We start from the raw sequence: 22,764 nt of genomic DNA, 5'->3' as shown, positions 1-22,764 counted from the left end.
GCGTCTTCTCTCATCACCTTAGAAAATCATCTACCTATTCAGCAACGCCACAAAAGGAAAACCCACCATGTTGAATGTAGAAAACAAAGTGATTGTTATTACTGGTGCCAGTAGCGGTATTGGTGAAGCCACCGCGAAACTGCTTGCCCAAAATGGTGCAAAAGTCCTTTTGGGGGCGCGCCGGATAGACAAGTTAGAGAAGTTAGTTAAAGAGATTCATGCATCTGGTGGGACAGCAGAATTCAAAGCGGTTGATGTCACCGATCGCGACGATGTGAAAGCATTTGTTGAGTTTGCCAAAGCCAAATTTGGTTGCGTCGATGTCATCTTCAACAATGCAGGCGTGATGCCCCTATCACCGATGAATGCCCTGAAAGTCGAGGAATGGGACAACATGATTAATGTGAATATTCGGGGCGTATTGAATGGTATCGCAGCGGGGCTACCGATTATGGAAGCGCAGGGCGGTGGGCAGTTCATCAATACCGCATCGATTGGGGCTCATGTGGTCGTTCCGACGGGGGCCGTCTATTGCGCCACGAAATATGCGGTTTGGGCTATCTGTGAAGGACTGCGGCAGGAATCGCAAAATATTCGCGTCACTACGATCTCTCCGGGTGTCGTTGAGACGGAGCTGGGCTCTGATATTACAGACGAGTCGGCGAAAGGTGCTTTGCAGGAATTTCGCAAAATTTCGCTCAGCCCAGATGCGATCGCGAGAGCGGTGCTGTATGCCGTATCCCAACCCGATGATGTTGACGTGAATGAAATCATAGTCCGACCGACGGCCAGTGCGTTCTGAAGGGAATCGTCAAAGCATAGGAGCGTTATCACCAACACAAAGGACATTGTCGTAATGAAACCATTTCATTTTTTAGCTGTTATGGCGCTTATTCTCACGGTAGGCTGTAACGCTGTCGGACAAACTTCTGTTCCCAATGAAACACCAGCACCAAGTAAAAAGGCCGTTGTCGAGGCGAGTTTTCAGCAATGGCAAGATGGTACCGGCTCTCCTTTCGAGCTTTTATCAGAGGATATGCGCTGGACGATTAGTGGCTTTAATACATATGCCGGCACTTATACACGCGAGCCTTTTGAAGAAGAGCTGATTGTGCCTTTTAATGAGCGCATAGAGCAGCCTTTGAGGCCAACACAGTGGCAAGTTTATGAAGATGGTGACGTTGTTATTATTCATTTTGATGCTGAAACAACCTTGATTAATGGAGAACAGTATAGGAACAGCTATGCCTGGTTTTTCACTTTCGAGGATGAAGAAGTGACTGAAGTTACCGCATTCTTGGACATGCCAGCTTTTGAAGAAGTTTTGGAAATAGAAGCTAGGTAACCAATGAATCGGATTGTGGAATTACACCTGAGGAGCTAGAAGAGGTACTCATCGTCCCAACGCACTAGACTCGCAGGGGCTTCCTAGGAAGCCAGGCGGGTGCCACAAGTTTTGGCTCATCGCTGTGCCTACCTAGGCTAGATTATTCATGACAGTTGATGTTAATGAAGTGATTGTCCGCCCGATTCGCCAGGCGATGTAAACCCATCATTGAAAATGATTCCATGACGTATTCAACATCACAATGCAAGAATGATTTTGAGTTTGAGGTTACATTTCAGACTGATTCTATCCGTGACTCTTCAATTAATTATGCCCTGATTGCGATCGCGCAAGGAGTTGCTGAATTGCTGAAACAATACTATTCAGTACAAGCTGATGAAAGCGACAGTGTAGAGAGTTAACAGTTAGGCGCAATTTTGCTAAATAAACAATCAGCGACTGAGTTAAAAAAGGTCTATCTCAGGAGAGGAGCTGCGATCGCTGGCTTGTGCTATGGTACGCAGGCTATTGTATTGGGTTCCTGACTGATAAACGCTGTTATACCGTGTTTGGGCTAGAAAGTATTTATTTTGCAAATGCAAAAAATATCGTGGAGAGAAGTTCTATGGCTAGAAACCAGCTCAACTCGCTCGAACTCTGCCAACGGTTCAATAAACCATTGATGCTCTCCAGTCGTCAAATGAACTGGAATGGCGTTTTGGTTGAGCAGTGTCAAAGTCCTGTTTCGACCTATGAGGTAGAACTCCCAGCCCTCTCAGACCACTGGCTCAGCTTACACCTAGGAAATTCCACTTCTTTAATTCAGAAACGGGGCGATCGCCGGCATGAATCAATCCTTCATGAGGGGGACAATCTCTTTATTCCGGCTGGACAACCAAGCTTCTGGTGTCAAGATAAAAGTGGTATCACCTGCTCTCCACTATTCATTTGCTTAAAACCAGAACTGATGCAACAGGTTGCTGAAGCCTCTGATATGGATTCAAACCGATTCGAGCTTATGCATTGTTTTGGTCAGCAAGATTCGCAACTGCATCAGATTGGTATGCTGATGCTCGCTGAGTTGCGATCGGGCGGGATGATGGGGCAACTCTATGTCGAATCACTCACTCAAGCCCTAGTGATTCATTTACTACGAAACTATTCGACCCTAATAAAACCGATTGCATCACCCAAAAGCTGTTTTACTCGCCCCCAGTTGCAGGAGGCGATCGATTACATTCACACTTATTTGAATCGAGATTTATCCCTAGCAGAACTGGCAAGTGTAGTGAACATCAGCCCAACTTACTTTGCAAGTTTGTTTAAACAAGAGATGGGAATTTCGCCCCATCAATATGTGATTCAACAGCGGGTAGAACGGGCCAAAGTGATGTTGATGAAAACGGATTTGGCGATCGCAGACATTGCCCTACAAGTTGGCTTCTCTAGCCAAAGCCATTTAACCCAACAGTTTAAGCGCCACACTGGCATCACACCGAAGCAGGTGCGCTAACAGGAAGAATCTGACAAATTAGGCTAAGAACCTGAAAGAAGTCAAGCACAAGAACTCAGTACATTTAGAACATTCAGAATAGATAGAACAGCAGGATTAATATCTCCATTGATTCTATTTAGGAGTATGCCTGATCGTCTTTCATTGGAGAAATGAGGTAATGACACAAGATAAACCCAAAATTGCTCTAGTGACAGGAGCAAGTCGAGGACTGGGAAGGAATACTGCTTTGGCAGTGGCCAAGAAAGGGGTGGGCGTAATTGTGACCTATCTCAACGGTGAAGCGGAAGCAAAATCCGTTGTTTCTGAAATTGAGGCAATGGGTAATAAAGCAGTGGCCTTGCAGCTCGATATCGGCAGCATCGAAACCCTTGATATGTTCGTGATACAAGTCAAGCAAGCCCTGCAAAACACTTGGGGCATCGAGCAATTTGATTTCCTCATCAATAACGCTGGAATTAGTGACGGCTCACTGTTTGCAGAAACAACAGAGGAAGAATTTGATCGAATATTCAACGTTAACTTCAAAGGTGTCTTCTTTCTCACTCAGAAGTTGCTGCCATTGCTCAAAGATGGTGGACGAATCGTGAATTTTTCATCGTTTCTGACCCGCACCATAAGCCCAGGACGAGCGATCTATGCCAGCATGAAGGGCGCGATCGAGGTTCTGACTCGCTCCTTAGCGAAGGAACTAGGACAGCGGCAGATCACAGTAAATGTAGTCGCTCCTGGAGCGATCGCCACCGAGGGCAGTGTCGTGCGGGAAAACCCAGAGATCAATAAGTACATCACGTCCCAAACTGCTTTAGGTCGGGTGGGTGAACCTGATGATATTGGAGGGGCGATCGCGCTGTTGCTGTCGGAAGAGAATCGATGGATTACTGGACAGAGAATCGAAGTCTCCGGGGGGCAGTCTCTCTAGTTCAAATCAACTTCAATTGGCAGAAAAATTGTGTTAGCCAATGAACTGATTTAGAACATCAGTTCCAGATTGAGCTGCTTATAGAGCCTCAAATTGACGCAACAGTTCAAGCGATTCACTGGCATGACACCGAAGCGGGTGCGCTAACACCTTAAGAATCTTACAAACCGCCATAAGAATCTGAAAGAAATTAAGCATTGAACCTCAGTACATTTCAGATAACACAACGCGATTGACTCTCCTTTCAAACGACTGCACGAATAATTGATTGAGTCCTTTGACCTAGCTTTACTGCGACTGAAATGAACGATCACACATGAAAACCTTTCAACACAGAGGAATGAATATGAAGACTTGGATTTCGATGCTGCTAATTTTAGCAAGCGTGAGCTTGTTCGGGTGTGACGATCAACGAGCGAGAGAACAATTGGATAGCACAATGAACAGTTGGATTGGTCGGGATATCAATGAGTTTGTTCGCAAATATGGTACACCCACGACAATGCTTACGTTACCCAATGGAAACACAATCTATTCCTACAGAACGGATCGAGAACGGGAGTTTAATCAGCCAACCACTGTGAATGAGTTTGAGAACGATCAGGGCGATACAACTACGATAATTAGCGGAGGCAATACGGTTGTCGATCGTGATTTCTGTGAGATTGATGTTGAGTTCGATCGCTCTAGTGAAATTCAGTCCTGGCGCTATGAGGGTAGTTCTCCAAGACATTGCAACATTAAGAGCCTGCCGAAAACGCTCCAAAAGCAATTACAAAAAGACGGCATTCTTCCGCAGGTCAAAACAAAGTGATTGCGATTACTGGAACCAGTAGCGGTATTGGTACAGCTGCTAGATTGCTGGCTCGTCAGGGTTTACAGGTTTTGTTAGGGGCGCGACGCACTGATCGACTGGAAGCGGCGGCACAAGCATTGCGAGAAGTCTTCCCCGCGCAATAAAACGTTTTAGCACTACACCATAAGTTCGCTCAATAACCGCAAAATAAAATCGAATCATTGGGTGCAGCAAACTGCCGCATAGCTATAACGGCTTTTGGCAAGCGTAATCCTTCATTTAATCAAAAGGCGATCGCGCTTGCTTCTGAATACGGTATGACAATTCTTGCTTGACTCCATCAATTTTTAACTGCAACGATGAATATTCAATCCATGTTCAAAACCACTGCCTCAAGTGGTTCAGTTTCGTTTGGTAGAACATCATTCAGACTTCCATTTTTGATCGGGACTTGGCTGCTCGTAGTCTGTTTGTTGATTCAGGTTTTCACCGTAGGCATGTCAGTATTTATCGATCCATCCTGGTGGGCAACACATGTCCAGTTCTCCCGTATCGTTGGTTTTCTGTCGATATTTTTGTTTTCGGCGGCGCTAATGGGACGATTTCCAAAAACAATTTGCAGTCTGGCTGGGTTGGTAGTCTTCTTGTTTTTTATGCAAGTCGGGACGATTCAACTTTCCATGCTCTCGGCCCTTTCATTCGGCGCAGCGTTTCATCCGATTAGCGCTTTTCTACTCTTTTGGACTGCTACCGCGATCGCAGTCAAAACCTGGCGGAACGTTATGTACTCAGCAGATAGTCGCTAGCAGCTTGAACGGTTCGTAAGCCATCAGATTGAATTTCAATGATTTTCTCGCTGATGACGTGCGGTAGTACAGGTGCTTCAACTTCCATGCCGCCGTGTTTTCAACGTCATGACAATTGCGGTATTAAAGGTGAATTGAATGAACATTACCCGCAAAAAATTTCTGGGGCTGACAGGCGGCGCGATCGCCACATTACCCCTCGGTTCGATGGCTTTTACAGGCTGTAGCAAACGGCTGGCGTTGTCAGACAATCGGGGCAGAAAGGATGCGATCGCCATCACCCCCTTTCAAGTCCCGTTGCCAGTTTCCCCGGTACTTCAACCCGTCCGCAGCGACAGTACCACGGACTACTACGAAATCACCCAAAAGGCAGGAGAGATAGAAATTCTGCCGGGACTCCGCACACCAATTTTTGGCTACAACGGCAGTTTTCCCGGTCCTACCATTTCTGTTTCCAGTGGACGTCAAGTGGTAGTCAGACACCGAAATGAGCTGCCAGTGCCCACAGTGGTTCACCTGCACGGGGGCAAAACACCCCCAGAGAGCGACGGCTACGCAACTGACCTGATTTTGCCAATTCACGTCACCGACCCCCAAGGGGACGTCCATTCAGCCCACCCAACCGTTGGCGGCATCGGTCACGGCTTCAAAGACTACACTTACCCCAACCAGCAGCCCAGCGCCACCCTCTGGTATCACGACCATCGAGATATGTTCACGGGACCACAGGTATACAAAGGGTTGGCGGGCTTTTACCTGATCCATGACGCCGTTGAGGAGGCATTGCCTCTGCCCAAAGGCGACCAGGACATTCCCCTGATGATCAGCGACCACATTCTTAACGAAGACGGCTCCTTCTTTTATCCCTCCCTCGACCCAGAACTGCATGAACCGGGGCTAACCAACGGCTGTCACAATGGGGTGCAGGGCAACACGATTCTAGTAAACGGTGCACCCTTTCCCTTTCTCGAAGTGTCGAATACGCGCTATCGCTTCCGGTTCTTAAATGCTTCCAATCGCCGTATTTACAAGCTTGCCCTCGACCCGGCACCGGCAGAGGCTGCATTCACGCAGATTGGCAGCGATGGGGGGTTACTGCCGGCTCCAGTTCCGCAGACTAAGCTGGTGATAGCCCCTGCCGAACGCTTTGATGTCGTAATCGACTTCTCCCATTACGCGGTTGGCACTCAAGTAGGGTTGAGAAACCTGGATGGAGAAGGGGCCACATCGCAGGTGATGCGCTTTGATGTGGTGCGATCGCAACCCGACAACAGCACCATCCCCGCTCAACTGGCCCCCGACTGGGAAACCCTGGACCCAGAACAGGCAGAGGCCACTCGTCGCATTATCCTGAGACGAGCCGGGAAACGGTTTCAAATCAATGGCAAAGAGTTTGACCCCAACCGCACCGACATTTATCCCCGACTAGGCTCAACGGAAATTTGGGAAATCTTTGCCGATATCCCCCACCCCTTCCACATGCATCTGGCTCACTTTCAGGTGCTCTCTCGCAATAATCAGGCTCCCGCTTCCTGGGACATCGGTTGGAAAGACACCGTCCGAGTGGGACCGAGGGAAATAGTGCGGGTAATCCCCCGCTTTTCCCCCTACCGAGGAAAGTTCATGTACCACTGTCACATGCTGGAGCACGAAGATCTAGGCATGATGGATAATTTTGAGGTGATTTAAGCCCGGTTATCTTCATCAGCCTAATTTTCTCACAGGCTTCAAAGGTTTGAATCAGGTTAAGGAAAACCTATTTCTTCGAACAGTAATCGCTTCGCTCCAAACGATAGACAAAGCAATCGTCCTCGCCAAACTGGTATCGTTCTACCCGTTGAAAGCCCAACTTTTCATAGAACCGATGGGCACGGATATTGCTCATCAGCGGATCAACCAGAACTGCCGTCAAGTCTGGATTAGTAAAGCAGTGAGCCAGGGCAAGCTGCATCATTAGCCTGAATAGCTATTTGCCTAAATGAGACGTGCTAGTTGGCAAAGCAACTTCTTGTCACTTAGTGACATTTAGCGCTATTGTGTCACTTAGTGACAGACTTTGAAAGAAGACTGTCGTGGGGAGTGACGGTGCCAACGGTATGACGAAGAACAGGCGCAAGCCAGGGAGGATGAGTGAGCAGCGGCAGCAGCGGATACGTCTGGAGATTTCGCGGGAGGCGGCGCGGTTGTTCTGGGAGCAAGGCGTCGCTGCCACGACCGGCGAGCAAATCGCAGAAGCGGTAGGTCTCTCGGTGCGCACCCTCTGGCGGTACTTCCGCAACAAGGAGAGCTGTGTAGAGCCGGTCTTGGCGCAGGATGGCGAGGAGTTTGTGGCGCTATTGCGCCGCTGGCCTCGGGATGTCTCCCTTGAAGATCACCTCATGGAGTGGGCGATAAATCGTACTAAAGATCCCGATCAGCAGTCTTTTGATCAGGCTGTGATCAAGATGACCGTGCTGGCCGAAAAAGAGCCGGATCTGCGCACGGCCTGGCTGATGACCAACGACCGAATAGAGCGCGCTCTGGTCGAGATCTTCGCAGATCGCCTGCGGCGATCGCCTGACGATATCGAGGTGCGACTGCACGCCGCAGCGGCCACCGCAGTCGTGCGCGTTATCAGTGAAGACATTAGTGCGGCCCTGATGGCAGGAGCCGATCCCACCTCGCTTGGCAACACGCTTGGGCAGATGGCCCGCGCCGTGCATACAGCTACAGGTGGGGTAGTCGGCGATCCTGTCGATCCTTAAACCCATTAACAACTGAAATTAGCAACAAGAGTAAAGAAGGTGATCTTCATGTCCAAATTTTCTTCTAACTATTCGCGGGATAACTATTCGCGGGAGTCAGGAAAGATCCCCGCCACGCCCTCGGAGCGGTCCGCGAGACCGGCGTCAGTCCCAGCCGGCGTGGAATACCATCGCGTACTCGCTGGCAAGAAACACCGTATCGGGCGCGGCATCTTCGCTATCGTACTCTTGCTGGCTGGGGCCGTCGTCTTCATCAACGTCATCTCTAGGGGCGTTGCAGTCATCGACCTGCAAATGGGCAACACCACTCCGATCCTTGGTGGCACCGACTACACGCTGCTCTACCACGCCAGCACCATGTTCTCGCTCGCCCTGTTCATTCCGTGGAGCATGGTCATCCAGCGATGGCTCTACGGTGTGCCCGGTCCCTCGCTGCACTCGGTGGTGTCGCAGTTTCGGTTCGACGTGTTTGGCTGGGCGCTCCTGCTCTTCAGCCCCGTCTGGATAGTCGTCAACGTGCTCGGCGGGTTCCTCACACCCGGTGAGCAGGGTTCCTGGTCGCATACCGAGCTGATCGGTATCTTCATCGGAACGCTCCTGCTGACGCCGCTGCAGGCGGCGGGCGAGGAGTATGGCTTACGCGGACTGGTCTTTCGGGTCGCCGGGAGCTGATCCCATGGGTCGCGGGCGGGGCTGGTTATTGGTGTTCTGGTCTCGAGCGTGGTGTTCACGGCCATCCATGGTTCAACCGACCCTTACATCAACGTGTGGTACTTCGTTCTAGCAGCCGGGTTGGTGCTAATAACATGGCGCAGTGGTGGCATTGAGATCGCGGTCGTGCTCCACGCCGTGCTCAATACAGTCAGTCTCATCGGAGCCACCCTCTTGCGCGTCGACCTTGGCACCGTGCTCCAGGACCGATCGGCAGGTGTAGGTTCGCCCTACCAGCTCGTGCCCACGCTTACGGTTGTCGTGATCACCGCAGTGGTGTGGTGGCGCACGCGTCGGACCGGCCCCGCTCTGCCCCCCCCGCGCACCCCGCTCCGCCCTAACGCGCGGCTCTGACTCAATCCCGTGATCTATCGGCACTTACAATCCCTGGGTTCCTACATAAGAGCAATCGGTGAGAGCAAACTTCATGACTAGCAATCGGCTTAACTCGCTTGAACTCAGCCAGCAGTTTAATAAAACGCTGATGTTTTCCAGTCGGCAAATGAACTGGAATGACGTTTTTGTTGAGCAGTGCCAAAGCCCTACTTCAGCGTTTGAGGTGGAACTCTCAGCCCTCTCAGACCATTGGCTCAACTTACACATCGGAAATCCTGCCCCTTTAATTCAGAAACGGGACGATCGCCTGCATAAATCAATTCTTCATGAAGGGGACAATCTTTTTGTTCCGGCTGGACAACCGAGCTATTGGTGTCGAGATGAGAGTGGTGTTATCTGTACTCCGCTGCACATTTGCCTAAAGCCAGAATTGGTTCAACACGTTGCTGAAGCTGCTGACATTGATTCCACACGGTTCGAGCTTGTGCATGGTTTCGGTCAGCAGGATGTGCAACTGCATCAGATTGGTATGCTGATGCTCGCTGAGTTGCGATCGGGCGGGATGATGGGGCAACTCTATGTCGAATCACTCACTCAAGCCCTAGTGATTCATCTACTCCGACACTATTCGACCCTAACGCAATCGATCGCATCACCCCACAGCAGCTTTACTCGTACCCAGTTACAGCAGGCGATCGATTACATCCACGCTCACCTGAATCGAGATTTATCCTTAGCAGAACTGGCAAGTGTAGTGAACATTAGCCCGACTTACTTTGCCAGTTTGTTTAAACAAACTATGGGAATTTCGCCCCATCAATACGTGATTCAACAGCGGGTAGAACGAGCGAAAGTGATGTTAATGAAAACAGATTTAGCGATCGCAGATATTGCTTTACAAGTCGGCTTCTCCAGTCAAAGCCATTTAACACAACAGTTTAAGCGTCTCACTGGCATGACACCGAAACAGATTCGCTAGCTCCATAGGAATCTAATAAATCACCGTAAGAATCTGAAAGAAGTTGAGTGTTAAAACTCATACACTCAGGTTAGCTAAGACAAAGACAATCTGTACAAAAAGTATATAAACACAGCACAACAATTCCGTTGATAGTGGCCGTCGATACTCGGATGGTGGTTCGACTAAGGGCAAGCGCATGTCTAACGATGCCGGATTTGGTGATACCAGATCTATCGAAGTCATCTTTAAATCCTGAAACTATAAATCCTAAAACTATCGACAACTGTGATTAGCAACCAGATCCAAGCACTACAGAATTTACCCATAAAGGGAACGGAGATGAAGATGCAAAATACCGAAAGAAAAAAGGGAATCACAGCAGAAGCGAAAAAAGTTACCTACGTGGAGGCTGCCCGGTGGGGTAAGCATCGGGGGTGGCGGTATGTTCTGGGGCTGATGATCATCCTCTTTGCGTGGCTGATCGTCGGTAGTGGTGCCAGCGTACTCGTCGCGTTCGCGCTCGGCGGCCAGGCAGACCCCTCGGGGCTCGGGGTTGTGGAATACTACCTATTTGTCATGGCGAGTTTCCTGTGCTTCTTTGCGGGAGTCCTGATCGCTGTCTCTCTCGTCCACCACCGCCACCCCCGGACGCTCATTACGGCGCGGGAGCGGATCGACTGGCACCGGGTCGGTCATGGATTCGTGGCGTGGTTTGTGCCGTACTGCCTGATCGGTGGGCTAGGGCAGTATCTGCTTTACCCGGATACCTTTTCCTTCAACTCCGGCCTCATAACATTTGCGCTTTTTGTGCCGCTGGCGCTGGTTCTCACCGCGATCCAGACGACAACGGAGGAGCTTTTCTTTCGCGGATACATCGTGCAGGGTGCGAGCCTTATCTGGAGCAACCGCGTTTTTCTGGCGATCGTGCCAGCCGTTATCTTTACCCTGCCGCACCTCCTTAACCCGGAGGCGCGGGCGGGCGGCTGGCTCACGATCTTTTCCAACTACTTCCTCGTTCCGGGTCTGGTGTGGACTGTGGTCTCGTTGATTGACGGAACCACTGAACTCGCCATCGGCGTACACTTCGCGAACAACATCGGTGGGGTACTCCTGTTCAACATCACTGGAACTGCCTTGCCCTCACCCGCTCTGTTCACCATCAGCGAGTATCACGCCACCTACGGGGCGCTAGCGGTGCTGCTTGCAGTACCCGTGTTTCTGGCGATCGCCTACAAAGTGTTCAACCGCAACGAGGCATCAGAACCCATTTCCCAGAGTTATCGGCAGGGGTGTCGGTGATCTCGTCAGTTCGTAAAACCATCAGCAAATGTATCAAAGGACTTCATCACCATGTCTCAATTCTCTTCTAACAACTCACGCGATCGCACCCTACCCCCACATGACTCAGAGCCAACGGCTGCCGCGAGGAAAACTCTGCTCACTCGCAAAACCTACGTCCGCAGCTCGCTAATGACTGGGGCGGTGCTGCTGACCCTCAGTGCCTGCAGCCAGCCCACACCTGGGCAGCCATCACCTGGGGAGATTCCGGCAGGGCTGGAACGTTTCTACAACCAGGAACTGACCTTCGGCTTCTGCGAGGGCTACGCCACCACCGATACCGATGCTGAGACTTTCGCCAACGACACCTTCGAGTGCGCCCGGATAGAGGTGCCGCTCGACTACGAGAACCCCGACGGGCGAACCGCGCAGATCGCGCTGCTGCGGGTACCGGCCAAGGGCGAGGCCATCGGCTCCCTGTTGCTCAACCCCGGCGGCCCCGGCTTCTCTGGGATGAGCCACGCCCCCCTGGTGGCGGACAAGTTGGGCGAGCATCCGATTACCGAGCAGTTCGACCTGATCGGCTTCGACCCACGCGGAGTTGGGGCCTCGACCCCAGCCCTGGACTGCTTCACCGACGCCCAGCGGGAGGCTGACGTGAAGATTTCCACGCTCAATTCCGGAGTTGACGACTACACCGACGCCGAGACCCGCCAGCTGTACGAGCAGTGCGCCGAGCGTTCCGGCGGTGAGGACGTACTGGCCCACGTCGGCACCCGCGATGTCGCCCGCGATATGGACCTGCTCCGCGCGGTGCTTGGCGATGAGAAACTCACCTTCCTCGGGCAGAGCTACGGCACCCGGCTCGGTGCAATCTATTCCGAGATGTTTCCTCAGAACGTGCGGGCGATGGTTCTCGATGCCGCGATGGACCCTACCACCGGCACCACCGAACGTCGCCTTGTCCAGTTTGAGGGCTTCCAGAACGCCTTCAACAACATGGCGGTCTTCTGCGCCGAGAGCCCAGACTGCCCGCTGGGCACCGACCCTGAGCAGGCCACGGCTGTCTTTCAGGGGATGCTGCAACCGCTGATTGACGAGCCGATAACCACCGCAGCCGGACGCGAGCTCACCTACACCGCCGCCCTCGACGGCTTGCTCTTCCTCCTCTTCAGCGATGCGCAATGGCCCATAATCATCCAGGGCATTGCCGAACTCAAGGCCGGACGCGGTGACAGCCTGATGATCTTGCGCGACATTTATCTCGACCGCAGTGCCGACGGCAGCTACGGCAATGGCAACGAGGCCACGCTGGCCATCAACTGTCTCGACGAGGAACGCCACACGCCCGAGCAAGAGACCGCGATGAAGCGCGGCGTTTTCGAGGTCGCACCCTTTATGGACACTGGCCGCCCCGTCGCGGCCCGCGACATCTGTGAGCACTGGCCCGTGCAGCCCACCCTAGGCTACCCCTACGCCCAAAACATCGAAGGGCTTCCCGAAACCCTAGTCGTTTCGGTCACTCGCGATCCGGCTACCCCACATTCGGGCGGCATCAGCCTTGCCGAAACGCTCGGCGGCACCTTGCTCACCGTCGAGGGTGAACAGCACGGTGTGGCTCTCATCGACGACAACGCCTGCGTCAACGACATCGTTACCGACTACCTCATCGACCTCGAACTGCCCGATGAAGGGGCGACCTGCACCCTATAACCACAAGATCGCGAAGGCTTGAAAACAATTCTGGAATGACGTTGAGGATAAAGTCATGGTTGAGCGTAAAAACGTTAGGCTGCGACTGTTTGGGCTGTTGTGGTTAGCAGGCATGGCTGGGGTGATGACCCTGGTGTTGGTGCCGTTGCCCTTGCTCCCAGAGGGGGCCCCACCTGCCGCCATGGTCAGGCTACTGGTGCTGGTGCAGCCCACGGTCTTGCTGTCGGTGGCGGTGCTGGCAGGCGTGCTCTTGGCTCACCGACTAGGGCTAATGGCACCGGTGGCAGAGGCACTGGCCGCTGGGCGATCGTGGCAGCAAGCCATGGTTCCTCAACTGTTGCCCGGGGTGATGGGTGGGTTGATCAGCGGCGGACTACTGACGGCGATTACTCAGCTCTCTCGCACGCTGCTGCCACCAGCCTATGAGGCGGCTGAGCCCACGCCGTTGCTAGTACGATTTCTCTACGGCGGTATCACCGAAGAAATTCTGATCCGCTGGGGACTCATGACGCTGCTGGTATGGCTGGGCTGGCGATTTGGACAGCAGCGCCAGGGTAAACCCCAGGCCCGATGGGTAATAGTCGCCATTGCCGTCTCCTCCCTGGTATTTGCGATGGCCCACTTGCCCTATGCGATCGCCTTAGGACTGCCGTTAACCCCAGCCCTAGTGGGGTTATTGCTGATCCAAAATTCTTTATTTGCAGGGGTTGCAGGGTATTTATTCTGGCGCTACGGGCTAGAGGCCGCAATGATCGCCCACCTGACAGTTCATGCCGTGCTGGCTCTCATCGGCTGAGGCATCTCCCCAAGCCCGCCGTGCACGAACAGGGGTTGGGTGATCTCGAATCCTCGCCACGGTTAAAGCGTTAAACACCATGTCTCAAGTTTCTTCTAACAACCCACGAAATCGTGACCGACTCACGCACGACTCAATACCAACAGCTTCCATTAGGAGGAGAATTATGCGCGTTCCCAAGACCTACGTCAGACACTTACTAACGGCCACAGCAGTGATGTTGCTTGTCCTCGCCGGGGCACCTGCCGCATTGACACAGTCAGAGGCGATCGCGACTGCTGCGGTTGCCACCGCCGACAAAGCGGTCACGTACGCCGAGAACGCCCGCGTTCCCCAAGGTGCGGCCTGGACGCAGCACTACTTTCCGTCCTCAGACAGCTCCGATGTTGAACTGCACGCCGACGTTCTGTTGCCTGAAGGACTGTCCGCAGGCAAGCAGGTGCCAGTGATCCTGTCGGTCGGAGCGTACTTCGGGCACTCCGGCCAACAGGCACTGGAAAACCACGCGCACACCGGCCCCTCGAACCGCTTCAACGACCTGATCGAAGGCACCGATCTATTCAACCGCGGCTACGCCCTAGTGATGGTTGACCTGCGCGGCTTCGGCGGCTCCACCGGATGTCTAGACTTCATGGGTCCCGGTGAGCAGGCCGACGTGCAGGCCGCGATCGACTGGGCCGCGAGTCAGCCCTGGTCTACGGGTGCCGTCGGCATGTATGGCATGTCCTATGATGCCGTCACCGGTTTAGTTGGCAACAACCTCAACCAGGACGCGCTCAAGGCCGTCGTCGCCCAGGAGCCGCTCTGGGATCTGCACCGCCACTTCCGGTCGAACGGCGTCCCCCGCTCAACCATCGTGGATGTGTCGCGCACCTATAACGAGATTGCTATCTTGCCGCAGTTGCCCGACGATGACGAGCGCTACCGGACCAATGCCGCTTACGAGCAGGTGAACCCGCTGTGCCTGCCGTTGAACTCGCTCGGCTACCAGGACGCTGACCCGGACTCGGAGTTCTGGCAGTTCCGTAACCTAGCCGAGCGCGCCAAGGGCACCGACACACCGCTATTGTTCACGCAGGGTTTCTTTGAGTGGAAGGCCGAAGCCGAAGCGGTGGAGGAGTTCCTCGCCAACCACCAGGGACCGCAGCGCGGCTGGCTCGGCCCTTGGGAGCATTACCGGGGCAATGACCGTACTGCCGATGGGAAACTGGAAATGGGCCGCGAGGGCTGGTTCGACGAGGTGATGTCCTTCTACGACCAGTACCTCAAGGGCATCGAACCGACCGTGGACTACCCAGCCTACGTCGTGCAGGACAGTACCGGTGCCTGGCGCGCCCAGGACACCTGGCCCGTCGTGGAGTACGCCGCCACCATCGCGCTCGGCGGCGGGTCGTACCTAGACGACGGCCTGCCCGCCGACCCTGCAACTGAGACTCCCAACCGCTTCTTCGTCTGGTCTGAGCCACTTGGGCAGCCGGTTCGGATCACTACCACGCCGCAGGTGTCTCTGAATACCGAGGGCCACGGCAACATCATGGTTGAGCTGTACGATGTCGCCCCAGACGGCAGCGCCGTTGCGTTCAATCGGCAGGTGGCGGTGGTGAAACCCGGCACGACCAGCTTCGATCTGCGATCGACGGACTGGACGCTGCAAGCTGGTCACGCGTTGGCCGTCGAGATTGGCACCATTCAGCCCTCTGTGGCCCCCGACAACGACTGGATTGATACACCGTCGTTGGAAAGAATCACCGTCAGCGACGGCCGACTCGAGCTTGCCCTGGTCGACCCAGCCAACGACACCGTCATCCCTGGCGATCGCGCGCCGTGGCTGGACTTCTACCGGCAGGCGTACGCGGAGCAGCTGTCCCCCGGTGCCCCGAGCTTCACGCTGCCGACGGAAGATCGCTGACCCACATCCTCTGCTGGGGCTTGCTGTATGCACGCAGAGGCTAACGATGCAGTGGTCAGGCTATATCTCCACTACATGCCCAACCACGCCCCAATTTGGACCCAGATGGAGTTGCGGCGCTTGGACTGCCAACGATGCAGATTGAAATCCGTGGACTGCAATTGTCCCGTGAGTTTTGCATCAACAACAACGCTGCTCTACGCGGCGGTTCTCACTCTTACACCATCACTACATCCATCACCAAACATTGGATCTAAAAATATGTCACGTAAAGCGATCGCCACAAAGCGCCCTATTCACCCGAATCATGAAGCAAGACACATCCGCTTGCTTCGCAAACCCTTCCAGATCATTCGCGCCAATTTTCGCGCCTACCTCATCATCAACGCCATTGTGTATGGCTTAGTCATCATCGGGATGGTAGCGGCGATGGTCTTCCCCGACCTAGGCGCAACTCAGTTGGCCGCCCTGGAAGACAACGGAACAGCGGATCTTGTCCGATCGCTAATCAACAACTCCTGGCTGTTCTCACTGACCATCCTGGGAGTCAACGTCATGACCGGCGCGCTGTGGATCGTGCTCCCTTCGCTGATCGTTCCCTTCACTGGCATCGCCCTATTTGCGTATAAAGCATTCACTTTGGGTCTAGCCATGGCCCCGACTACCGAGGTTATCGCGGTGGCACTGATCCCGCACTCGCTGACGATACTCATCGAACTCCAAGCTTACGCCCTCTTGATGCTTGGCACATACATCCTTGGTCGGTCTTGGGTTCGCCCCGCCACCATTGGTGCTCGAGACCATCGTCAGGGTTACGTCCGTGGGCTAAAACGGCTCGGTTGGCTGAGCCTAGCCACGCTCCCACTGTTCATCATCGGCGCGATCTGGGAGGCGTTCTCGCTCCGCTACCTGGTTCCTCTGCTAACCCAATGGTTGTTGTAGCCCTAAACAAACCAAATCATGATGGTTTCTTGAATCGATTGTTAACTCTGCAATTTTAGATGGTGAATCAAATGATTAAGTACAAAGATTTTGCACCTCGAATTACTGAACGAGGACCCTTCGGCGGACCTTCCGAGTATGAATCTTTTTCGGAGGTTGTGAGTGCTGTAAATCAGTGGATCGAAAGTACAACGATACAGGTAATTGATGTTGAGACTGTTGTTTTACCCGATCGGATTAAAAGCATGGGTAATGGTGACTACGGGGTGAAGACCAGTGATGCTTTCTACCCAGTGATGATCAGTCAGGGGCTTGCAATCAATTGCTTTCAATGTGTGCGTGTTTGGTACCGAGAATAAACTTCACCGGAGAAGAAATGATGAGACGAATTACCTCGTTTACTTTCCTATACCTCGCGCTCGGAGTTTGTTTGACGGCGATCGCGCTAATGTACCCAAACCTGCCTTCGGGTCTTCAAACCAGCTTATTGATCAGTGCAGGAATATCCTACGTCACTTGTATTTTTGAGCCATTTTTGCGGGAAAGGACAATCCGCTTTTATCGCAGACGAAATTCAGCCGCCATTTTACCTTGGCTGGTGATTGTAATCACTATTATTATTTCGATGATCTGGGAGGTTCAAAGTCAGAACTGGACAATAGAAGCCATTTTACGAGCGTTTTTACGGCTAATAGTTGTTTTACTGCTTGCTGAAAATATTGTGATTATAAGGCAAGTGAATTCTGAACATTAGAAACTGTTTTTTAACGCTTATTAAGTGATTTCTATCTTCCACGTTCGCTTGTTGTTGGTGAGTCTTCGTACATCAATCGAATCATCACCACATAAATCATGCCTTCATGTTTCTCTGGCAATCGCTCATAGTCTCGAATCATGCCTTCATGTTTCTCTGGCAATCGCTCATAGTCTCGATTCAATATTCGTGCATTCTCTAGCCAAGTCCATGTCCCCTCTACTGTCCATATTTATGGTTCTACCTGAACCTCAGGACATTATTTCAGGTGAGCTATTTGCTGCGACGAGTCAACAATATTCTCGGCTCAACTTCAAAGGAGCGAACATAGCACATCCAATCAGCAAATTTGGCTCCAGTTCGTTAATTTTTGCTCCGAGGAGAACTGCATCCATATTTAACTCCAACAGTATCAAGAGTAAAATCAACCATGTTCAAGCGATTCTCTAAAGTTTCTATCCTGTTAGTCACAGTTACAGCATTGGTGATGGTTTGTTTACAATCTTTTGGGGCAAAGCCTGCCCTATCTGAGATACCAGATTTAGGCTCCTCAGATCAGTCAATGCTGGTTGCAACAGCCGCTCTTCCTCCTGATCTTGTCCCGGCTGTTTTAGGCGGTAGACCTGTTTATGTACTGTATGTGACCAGATCCGAAGATACGGTTCTCATCCGTTGTTATCCCGGTTATGAACCTACAATTACCGTTCGAGCGATGGGAAATAATCCCAATGCCAACACTCAAAAAGAAGGTGTTATGATGTGCCGCCCTTCTGCTTAGAACTGATGCAGCAAATTTACTCTGGTATCGCTACAGGCACATGGACAGAAGATGCTTCAGACAGATGCGGTGTTCAGATCTGAAGAACGTCCTGAAGCGCGATTGCGAATTAGATAGAAACTGCTCTCACACGGGCTAGGCCAAATAGTACAGATATCGAGTTGACGTGCAACTCTGGGGTGAGCATTATGGTGCAGCATGAATGGCAAGATGAAGCCCGACAGTTGGCGATCGCGCCTCGCCTGTGGCTCTGGTGGACATTGGCTACTACAGTTGCGGGGGCGATCGTCGGAGCACTGGAAGAGTCAGGATTTCAGTTTATAGCAACCATATTTTTTACAGGTTTGTTTATTGGCGCGGCCCAATGGCTCGTTTTGCGCCAGTACATGCCTAAAGCCTTTTGGTGGATAGTGGTTAGCGCACTGGGATGGACTTTTGGGACAACGCTGGTGCGTTCTAACGAAACCTTTGACCCGCTTATTCAATTCCTGAATACGCTTGGATTATGGTATGTTTTTTGGATGAATTTGGTCAAAGGGCCGATTGAACTGGCTATTTTTGGCGCGGCTCAGTTTCCGATTTTGACACGATTTGTCCGTAAAGCGCACTGGTGGATTCTGGTCAGCGCCTTAGGAGGTGCGTTAAATGGAGCAAGTAGCTCAACTGTCGCGTACATTTTGCCAGGGCTACTACCACCACCATTCTCGACAGCATTGGGCTATGGGGCAGGTTGGCTAAGCTACGGCATCGTTACCGGAATTTGTCTGCAATGGCTGCTGCGTCATCACCCCCGGTAGGGCAATACACAAACTTGCGATGAGCGCCGAGGCGTAACTCCTTGGCATACCAGTCTGACGCTTGTCACTCAAACATTGAGGTGTTTATTTATGGCTACACGTAGCCCTCGCTTGTGGCGTGCATTTGAAGCGATGTGCGGCAGTTTATGGTTAGCCACAATGGCCTTGCCATCGCTTGCCGCTGAACAGATTACGTTTTCGTATGGCTCCTTAGAAAGAACAGTTTCAGTAACCTCTTTAGAAGCCTTTGCCAGAGAAGGTCAGGTTAGTGATGAACTTGATTTCTATTTGCAGAGAGTAGGTGTAGAAGAGCGGAAGAAAATCCAGGAGATTTTACTGACCCCAGTCGATTTAAGCCCTGTTGCCCTCTCTATTTTTCTATATTCTTCTCTTGGAGAGGTATTACTGCAATATTTAGGCTCTCTAATCCAGACGGATTCTAGATTTAATGGCTTCTATGCTTTGCGCTCGGCAATCGTGCAGGCAGCGGCTGATTCAGAGGAATTGACAATTCTAAACGTAATTCAGCACTTTCCAACTCGAACTGTTCGAATTGATGGTTCACGAGCCTTCCAAATCGCTGGAGTGATCGCTCAGCTATTTGAGCGGACTGAGCAGGTGGTAGCTCTGATTGAAAAGCAGGCCGAGGTAGAGCTAGAAACAACTGCTGCAATCAACTTTGCTCAGGACTCAAACCTAGAGCAGCCAGGTCTCTTCACGTGGTCTTCGAAAAGCCTAAATGTGTATGCTCAAGAGCGCGATCGCAGGGTTGCAGCAAATCTATATCAACTGCAAACTTCGTCCTCTGCCCCCGTTCCCGTGATAGTGATTTCTCATGGTGTAGGAGCAGATCGCAATAGCTTTACAGATTTAGCTGAGCACTTGGCGAGTCATGGTTTTAGCGTTGTGTTATTGGATAACCGTGGCTTTAATACTCAACAACTTCGAGATCTCTCTAGAGGAATAGCTAGCGAAGTTATTGACCCTAAGGAATTCATTGAAGCCCCTAAAGATGTCTCTTTCTTACTCGATAAGCTAGAGCAACTCAATGAATCTAGCCCTTCGCAGCCTATTCGCCTTAACTTAGAAAAAGTCGGCATAATCGGACATTCCTTTGGCGGCTCCATGGCTTTTGCACTAACGGGAGCGGAATTCAATATTGAGCAGTTAAAAGCAAACTGCACCTTTGCCAGCGATGGGCTTGACCTTGTTAATCTTTCGCTGCTGCTTCAATGCACCGCGCTGAAATTGGAGGATACAGCCTTTCAACAGCTTCAAGATGGACGCATTAAAGCTGTTTTTGCGATGAACGCTATGGGAAGCCGTTTATTCGGAACCCATGGATTTCAGCAAATGCAAGTTCCGGTCATGTTTGTTGCCGGAAGCCATGACCTACTCGCTCCTGCGCTTTTGGAGCAGATTCGCCCTTTTAATTGGTTAGAGGGAATCGATAAATATCTCATGGTCATCCAAGCAGGAACTCACATTTATGCGGCTTCCGAAGTGTCTATTCACGAAAATTTGACTCTGCCTAGTGAATTGGCGGGGCCTGATCCAGTCCTCGCTCGACAATATCTCAAAGCGAGTAGCTTAGCGTTTATGCAGACCTATATTGCTGACCAAGACGAATACTTGCCATATTTAAGCGCCGGCTATGCTCAGGCAATTAGTCGGCCACCACTCGAACTCATGCTGGTGCGTAATTTTCCATTAGCTGATCTTAGTCTCATCGAATAAATCCTGCAGTTTCATAGCTATTTAGTCAACAGTCAACCAGATTCATGTATTACAAGAAGGGAAAAATTGATGCTTGCTTTAGAGGATTTAGATTGGATTGGGCGCAGAGATAACTATGATGAAAACCCAGGATTTGAAGAGAAAGCGATGCCTGAAAAATCGGCGAGGACCCTGGCATGGGCTAATCAATCTAGCCTGGATCTGCTGGATTGTGGTCGCGCTACTGCTAAAATTGCCGTGCTATCTGCTGATTATTTTCAGTCCAGAGAAAAGCAAAAAATATTCTTGACAGCGCCTTACCCTTTTAGAGGATGCTTTAAAGGGCGCGGTCAATGTCAGATGAAATCGTTAGGGGTTGTATAGAACAATAGTTTGAACAATTCGACGTGTAATTTAAGCTGGGAAATCCTGGTTGGGTAAAAATCTAGAATTCTGAATTCTATCCTTGGGAAAACTTCCCGTCTTGAGGAATACGCCGACAATTCTGACAGGAAAGCTTTGTCGAATATTTGTTTCAAATAACTTCTGCTATGTAGAGCAGAGGAATGTTCAAAATCTAATTAGGAGATTCAAATGATCCTAGTAACTGGCGCAACTGGAAATAACGGACTGGAGATACTCAAGCGTCTCGCCTCGCAAAACGTTCAAGCTCGTGCGATGGTACGTGATCGTGGTCGAGCCAAGGCAATTGCCGATCTGGGCATCGAAATGGTCGAGGCTGATTTCGATCTCCCTGAAACCCTGCCCTCTGCCCTGACAGGAGTTGATCGAACCTTCCTCGTTACCAACTCAACAGAACACGCCGAAGCCCAACAACTGGCGTTTGTCGAAGCAGCGAAACAAAGCGGTGTTAAGCACATCGTTAAACTGTCGCAGTTCGCCGCCAACGCTGACTCACCCGTGCGTTTTTTGCGCTACCATGCGGCTATCGAATCGGCGATCCAAGCAACCCAGATGGCGTATACGTTTCTGCGCCCCAATCTGTTTATGCAGGGCTTGTTAAACTTCCGATCGTTGATCGTTGAGCAAAACACCTTTTACGCTGCGATCGGTGATGCGAAGGTGAGCGTCGTAGATGTCCGCGACATTGCTGACGTTGCTGTAGCTGCTCTGACCGAAGCTGGGCATGAAGGAAAGATTTACGATCTCACGGGTCCGCAGGCGCTAACACATACCGAGATGGCAGAACATCTCTCTGCTGCCCTGAAGCGTCAAATTGCGTTTGTCGATATCCCACCCGAACAGATGCGGGAAGCCATGATTGGCTTTGGGATGCCAGCTTGGCAAGCCGATGGACTGATTGAAGATTACGCCCACTATCGACGCAATGAGGCAGCAGCGATTGCTTCCGGAATAGAGAATGCGACTGGCAAAGCGCCGCGTCAGTTTAGGGACTTTGCTCGCGATTATGCAACGGTATTTAGCTGACTTCCGAAATTGAACGATCGACAAGTTTAGCTCTAGCCGTTCGCAACCCTAGTTCGATACTACTATTTAGGTCACGAGCAAGATCCTGTCCAAAATGGGCCATTTGACCCAGAACCCTTACTATGCAAAGTTTCCATTTTTGAGACAGAGATAAAACATTACCGTAGCTTGTCCCCAAATAGCTCCCAGAAGCTTCATGGCACATATCTGCAGATTGCACCAATTTCCTGTTGACACAGGAAAATTGGCTGGAAGCCTTGCTAAATAAAGGGATTAGGGTACAGCTGTCTGTATTCTTATTATCTTGCTGATTTTGCTGATGAAGTCAACAGGTGGTAGTGCCTTTTAGTAAAGGACAGAGGAAATAGCTGGATGGCCCGATTCGATGAGTCGTTTTCTGATTAAGCGATTGTATTCGTGGATGAACGTCCAGATCGCGCCAATATGGTTTTCTAGCTTCTTTGAGAACGACAGGGTCTTTCTGACTAATCGCGATACCCGCTGTCGCATCGTGTT

The 22,764-nt window shown here is 51.5% G+C and carries 25 protein-coding genes and 3 pseudogenes; 25 read left to right on the top strand and 3 right to left on the bottom strand.

Annotated features, from left to right (window positions below):
• Nucleotides 1–67 precede the first annotated feature (67 nt).
• The 9 genes and pseudogenes from QJQ48_RS25395 to QJQ48_RS25355 all read left to right on the top strand — a co-directional run bounded on the left by QJQ48_RS25395 (nt 68) and on the right by QJQ48_RS25355 (nt 7,053).
• Entirely contained in the window at nt 68–802 is a 735-nt protein-coding gene (locus QJQ48_RS25395) for an SDR family oxidoreductase (protein ID WP_346294048.1), read from the top strand.
• A 54-nt stretch (nt 803–856) separates the two neighbouring features.
• Nucleotides 857–1,345 carry a nuclear transport factor 2 family protein gene (locus QJQ48_RS25390; RefSeq protein WP_346294047.1) on the top strand — a complete coding sequence of 163 codons (489 nt, stop codon included), beginning with the start codon at nt 857–859 and terminating at the stop codon, nt 1,343–1,345.
• Between the two features lie 224 nt (nt 1,346–1,569).
• Complete coding sequence (locus tag QJQ48_RS25385; protein ID WP_346294046.1) at nt 1,570–1,749, top strand: hypothetical protein; 180 nt, start codon at nt 1,570–1,572, stop codon at nt 1,747–1,749.
• 143 nt (nt 1,750–1,892) lie between these two features.
• A complete protein-coding gene (locus QJQ48_RS25380) occupies nt 1,893–2,840 on the top strand; it encodes a helix-turn-helix domain-containing protein (RefSeq protein WP_346294045.1) in 948 nt (315 codons plus the stop codon).
• A gap of 160 nt (nt 2,841–3,000) precedes the next feature.
• Entirely contained in the window at nt 3,001–3,762 is a 762-nt protein-coding gene (locus QJQ48_RS25375; RefSeq protein ID WP_346294044.1) for an SDR family NAD(P)-dependent oxidoreductase, read from the top strand.
• A 316-nt stretch (nt 3,763–4,078) separates the two neighbouring features.
• A complete protein-coding gene (locus QJQ48_RS25370; protein ID WP_346294043.1) occupies nt 4,079–4,576 on the top strand; it encodes a hypothetical protein in 498 nt (165 codons plus the stop codon).
• Nucleotides 4,534–4,701, top strand: a pseudogene (locus tag QJQ48_RS25365) (SDR family NAD(P)-dependent oxidoreductase); the annotation flags it as partial. The gene QJQ48_RS25370 and the pseudogene QJQ48_RS25365, both read left to right, overlap by 43 nt.
• Nucleotides 4,702–4,917: 216 nt before the next feature.
• The gene (locus QJQ48_RS25360) at nt 4,918–5,364 is read left to right on the top strand and encodes a DUF6220 domain-containing protein (protein ID WP_346294042.1); all 447 of its coding nucleotides are present in this window, start codon (nt 4,918–4,920) and stop codon (nt 5,362–5,364) included.
• 138 nt (nt 5,365–5,502) lie between these two features.
• On the top strand, nt 5,503–7,053 hold the full coding sequence (locus QJQ48_RS25355; RefSeq protein WP_346294041.1) for a multicopper oxidase family protein: 1,551 nt from the start codon (nt 5,503–5,505) through the stop codon (nt 7,051–7,053).
• A 67-nt stretch (nt 7,054–7,120) separates the two neighbouring features.
• Here QJQ48_RS25355 and QJQ48_RS25350 read toward each other — a convergent pair whose 3' ends face one another.
• Nucleotides 7,121–7,315: a GNAT family N-acetyltransferase gene (locus tag QJQ48_RS25350; protein ID WP_346294040.1), complete on the bottom strand. Its 195-nt coding sequence runs from the start codon at nt 7,313–7,315 to the stop codon at nt 7,121–7,123.
• A 145-nt stretch (nt 7,316–7,460) separates the two neighbouring features.
• Here QJQ48_RS25350 and QJQ48_RS25345 point away from each other — a divergent pair, with 145 nt between their 5' ends.
• Nucleotides 7,461–8,108, top strand: a complete 648-nt coding sequence (locus QJQ48_RS25345; protein ID WP_346294039.1) for a TetR/AcrR family transcriptional regulator — start codon at nt 7,461–7,463, stop codon at nt 8,106–8,108.
• Between the two features lie 144 nt (nt 8,109–8,252).
• Here the strand turns inward: QJQ48_RS25345 and QJQ48_RS25340 are convergent, their stop codons facing one another.
• Entirely contained in the window at nt 8,253–8,672 is a 420-nt protein-coding gene (locus QJQ48_RS25340; protein WP_346294038.1) for a hypothetical protein, read from the bottom strand.
• Between the two features lie 129 nt (nt 8,673–8,801).
• On the opposite strand from QJQ48_RS25340, the gene QJQ48_RS25335 reads away from it, so the two are divergent.
• The 15 genes and pseudogenes from QJQ48_RS25335 to QJQ48_RS25270 all read left to right on the top strand — a co-directional run bounded on the left by QJQ48_RS25335 (nt 8,802) and on the right by QJQ48_RS25270 (nt 22,248).
• Nucleotides 8,802–9,173, top strand: a complete 372-nt coding sequence (locus tag QJQ48_RS25335; protein ID WP_346294058.1) for a CPBP family intramembrane glutamic endopeptidase — start codon at nt 8,802–8,804, stop codon at nt 9,171–9,173.
• 73 nt (nt 9,174–9,246) lie between these two features.
• The gene (locus tag QJQ48_RS25330; RefSeq protein WP_346294037.1) at nt 9,247–10,134 is read left to right on the top strand and encodes an AraC family transcriptional regulator; all 888 of its coding nucleotides are present in this window, start codon (nt 9,247–9,249) and stop codon (nt 10,132–10,134) included.
• A gap of 321 nt (nt 10,135–10,455) precedes the next feature.
• The gene (locus QJQ48_RS25325) at nt 10,456–11,415 is read left to right on the top strand and encodes a CPBP family intramembrane glutamic endopeptidase (protein ID WP_346294057.1); all 960 of its coding nucleotides are present in this window, start codon (nt 10,456–10,458) and stop codon (nt 11,413–11,415) included.
• A gap of 171 nt (nt 11,416–11,586) precedes the next feature.
• A complete protein-coding gene (locus tag QJQ48_RS25320) occupies nt 11,587–13,107 on the top strand; it encodes an alpha/beta hydrolase (RefSeq protein ID WP_346294036.1) in 1,521 nt (506 codons plus the stop codon).
• A gap of 55 nt (nt 13,108–13,162) precedes the next feature.
• Nucleotides 13,163–13,903: a CPBP family intramembrane glutamic endopeptidase gene (locus QJQ48_RS25315; RefSeq protein ID WP_346294035.1), complete on the top strand. Its 741-nt coding sequence runs from the start codon at nt 13,163–13,165 to the stop codon at nt 13,901–13,903.
• Between the two features lie 166 nt (nt 13,904–14,069).
• Entirely contained in the window at nt 14,070–15,812 is a 1,743-nt protein-coding gene (locus QJQ48_RS25310; protein WP_346294034.1) for a CocE/NonD family hydrolase, read from the top strand.
• Between the two features lie 36 nt (nt 15,813–15,848).
• Nucleotides 15,849–15,984 (top strand): annotated as a pseudogene (locus QJQ48_RS28475) (RidA family protein); the annotation flags it as partial.
• Between the two features lie 89 nt (nt 15,985–16,073).
• A complete protein-coding gene (locus QJQ48_RS25305) occupies nt 16,074–16,754 on the top strand; it encodes a stage II sporulation protein M (protein WP_346294033.1) in 681 nt (226 codons plus the stop codon).
• Nucleotides 16,755–16,825: 71 nt separating this feature from the next.
• On the top strand, nt 16,826–17,113 hold the full coding sequence (locus QJQ48_RS25300) for a hypothetical protein (protein ID WP_346294056.1): 288 nt from the start codon (nt 16,826–16,828) through the stop codon (nt 17,111–17,113).
• Nucleotides 17,114–17,133: 20 nt separating this feature from the next.
• Nucleotides 17,134–17,508 carry a hypothetical protein gene (locus QJQ48_RS25295; protein ID WP_346294032.1) on the top strand — a complete coding sequence of 125 codons (375 nt, stop codon included), beginning with the start codon at nt 17,134–17,136 and terminating at the stop codon, nt 17,506–17,508.
• 430 nt (nt 17,509–17,938) lie between these two features.
• Nucleotides 17,939–18,286, top strand: coding sequence for a hypothetical protein (locus QJQ48_RS25290; protein ID WP_346294031.1), 348 nt, complete (start codon nt 17,939–17,941; stop codon nt 18,284–18,286).
• 188 nt (nt 18,287–18,474) lie between these two features.
• Nucleotides 18,475–19,083, top strand: coding sequence for a hypothetical protein (locus QJQ48_RS25285; RefSeq protein ID WP_346294030.1), 609 nt, complete (start codon nt 18,475–18,477; stop codon nt 19,081–19,083).
• A 90-nt stretch (nt 19,084–19,173) separates the two neighbouring features.
• Complete coding sequence (locus QJQ48_RS25280; protein WP_346294029.1) at nt 19,174–20,820, top strand: alpha/beta hydrolase; 1,647 nt, start codon at nt 19,174–19,176, stop codon at nt 20,818–20,820.
• A 69-nt stretch (nt 20,821–20,889) separates the two neighbouring features.
• Entirely contained in the window at nt 20,890–21,183 is a 294-nt protein-coding gene (locus tag QJQ48_RS25275; RefSeq protein WP_346294028.1) for a hypothetical protein, read from the top strand.
• A gap of 210 nt (nt 21,184–21,393) precedes the next feature.
• Entirely contained in the window at nt 21,394–22,248 is an 855-nt protein-coding gene (locus QJQ48_RS25270; protein WP_346294027.1) for an SDR family oxidoreductase, read from the top strand.
• A 345-nt stretch (nt 22,249–22,593) separates the two neighbouring features.
• On the opposite strand, the pseudogene QJQ48_RS25265 reads toward QJQ48_RS25270, so the two are convergent.
• Nucleotides 22,594–22,764 (bottom strand): annotated as a pseudogene (locus QJQ48_RS25265) (IS1 family transposase); the annotation flags it as partial.

It is taken from the genome of Sphaerothrix gracilis Ecp01 (assembly GCF_030405905.1).
In the GTDB taxonomy this organism is placed as follows: Bacteria; Cyanobacteriota; Cyanobacteriia; order Phormidesmidales; family Phormidesmidaceae; genus Sphaerothrix; species Sphaerothrix gracilis.
Note: the sequence above shows the minus strand (reverse complement) of the source record. Positions and strands in the feature narration are given on the sequence as shown.

Coding starts and splice junctions, on each gene's coding strand:
- QJQ48_RS25395 (WP_346294048.1), top strand. CDS start 68: ATGTTGAATGTAGAAAACAAAGTGATTGTTATTACTGGTGCCAGTAGC.
- QJQ48_RS25390 (WP_346294047.1), top strand. CDS start 857: ATGAAACCATTTCATTTTTTAGCTGTTATGGCGCTTATTCTCACGGTA.
- QJQ48_RS25385 (WP_346294046.1), top strand. CDS start 1,570: ATGACGTATTCAACATCACAATGCAAGAATGATTTTGAGTTTGAGGTT.
- QJQ48_RS25375 (WP_346294044.1), top strand. CDS start 3,001: ATGACACAAGATAAACCCAAAATTGCTCTAGTGACAGGAGCAAGTCGA.
- QJQ48_RS25370 (WP_346294043.1), top strand. CDS start 4,079: ATGAAAACCTTTCAACACAGAGGAATGAATATGAAGACTTGGATTTCG.
- QJQ48_RS25360 (WP_346294042.1), top strand. CDS start 4,918: ATGAATATTCAATCCATGTTCAAAACCACTGCCTCAAGTGGTTCAGTT.
- QJQ48_RS25355 (WP_346294041.1), top strand. CDS start 5,503: ATGAACATTACCCGCAAAAAATTTCTGGGGCTGACAGGCGGCGCGATC.
- QJQ48_RS25350 (WP_346294040.1), bottom strand. CDS start 7,315: ATGCAGCTTGCCCTGGCTCACTGCTTTACTAATCCAGACTTGACGGCA.
- QJQ48_RS25345 (WP_346294039.1), top strand. CDS start 7,461: ATGACGAAGAACAGGCGCAAGCCAGGGAGGATGAGTGAGCAGCGGCAG.
- QJQ48_RS25340 (WP_346294038.1), bottom strand. CDS start 8,672: ATGCGACCAGGAACCCTGCTCACCGGGTGTGAGGAACCCGCCGAGCAC.
- QJQ48_RS25330 (WP_346294037.1), top strand. CDS start 9,247: ATGACTAGCAATCGGCTTAACTCGCTTGAACTCAGCCAGCAGTTTAAT.
- QJQ48_RS25325 (WP_346294057.1), top strand. CDS start 10,456: ATGAAGATGCAAAATACCGAAAGAAAAAAGGGAATCACAGCAGAAGCG.
- QJQ48_RS25320 (WP_346294036.1), top strand. CDS start 11,587: ATGACTGGGGCGGTGCTGCTGACCCTCAGTGCCTGCAGCCAGCCCACA.
- QJQ48_RS25315 (WP_346294035.1), top strand. CDS start 13,163: ATGGTTGAGCGTAAAAACGTTAGGCTGCGACTGTTTGGGCTGTTGTGG.
- QJQ48_RS25310 (WP_346294034.1), top strand. CDS start 14,070: ATGCGCGTTCCCAAGACCTACGTCAGACACTTACTAACGGCCACAGCA.
- QJQ48_RS25305 (WP_346294033.1), top strand. CDS start 16,074: ATGTCACGTAAAGCGATCGCCACAAAGCGCCCTATTCACCCGAATCAT.
- QJQ48_RS25300 (WP_346294056.1), top strand. CDS start 16,826: ATGATTAAGTACAAAGATTTTGCACCTCGAATTACTGAACGAGGACCC.
- QJQ48_RS25295 (WP_346294032.1), top strand. CDS start 17,134: ATGAGACGAATTACCTCGTTTACTTTCCTATACCTCGCGCTCGGAGTT.
- QJQ48_RS25290 (WP_346294031.1), top strand. CDS start 17,939: ATGTTCAAGCGATTCTCTAAAGTTTCTATCCTGTTAGTCACAGTTACA.
- QJQ48_RS25285 (WP_346294030.1), top strand. CDS start 18,475: ATGGTGCAGCATGAATGGCAAGATGAAGCCCGACAGTTGGCGATCGCG.
- QJQ48_RS25280 (WP_346294029.1), top strand. CDS start 19,174: ATGGCTACACGTAGCCCTCGCTTGTGGCGTGCATTTGAAGCGATGTGC.
- QJQ48_RS25275 (WP_346294028.1), top strand. CDS start 20,890: ATGCTTGCTTTAGAGGATTTAGATTGGATTGGGCGCAGAGATAACTAT.
- QJQ48_RS25270 (WP_346294027.1), top strand. CDS start 21,394: ATGATCCTAGTAACTGGCGCAACTGGAAATAACGGACTGGAGATACTC.